This is a genomic window from Klebsiella sp. 10982, assembly GCF_048589245.1.
Lineage (GTDB): Bacteria > Pseudomonadota > Gammaproteobacteria > Enterobacterales > Enterobacteriaceae > Klebsiella > Klebsiella quasivariicola.
Map to the genome: position 1 here is coordinate 1 of NZ_JBMAXV010000146.1, position 473 is coordinate 473.

General features: G+C 60.5%; 1 protein-coding gene. It reads right to left on the reverse strand.

Features of this window, described 5'->3' with window-relative positions; translation table 11 throughout:
* Positions 1-109 precede the first annotated feature (109 nt).
* Positions 110-473: transposase (locus ACKLKD_RS28005; protein WP_144232721.1), on the reverse strand; the 364-nt coding region annotated here is incomplete at its 5' end.

Sequence of the window (473 nt, forward strand, 5' to 3'; positions counted from 1 at the left end):
CTAAGTCGGAAGGACAGATGCCGGTCTTACCTGTTACTCATCACACTTTGCTGACTGCACTCTCACGGCAGGTTATTGCTCTTTTACTGCATGGGTTACAGGCCGCCGCTTAACCGGCGGCCTGTAACCCATGGTAATCTTCTTCGCGGCTCAGGAGCGCCCACGCTATTCGCGCATTCTTGTTCGCCAGCGCCACCGTCGCGATATTCCGGTTTCGCCTTTCCGATAACGCCTGCAGCCACTGGCTGCGTCTGTCGGTTTTATTCGGACACGCGTTCAGCACCGCACGCGCACCGTGGATTATCAGCGTCCGCAGGTAGCTGTCTCCCCGTTTGCTGACAGACCCCAGCCGCGCTTTCCCGCCACTGGAGTGCTGCCGCGGGACCAGACCCAGATACGCCGCCATCTCACGGCCACTTTTGAACTGTCTGCCATCGCCGACCGCCGCCACCAGCGCACTGGCCACCACCGGT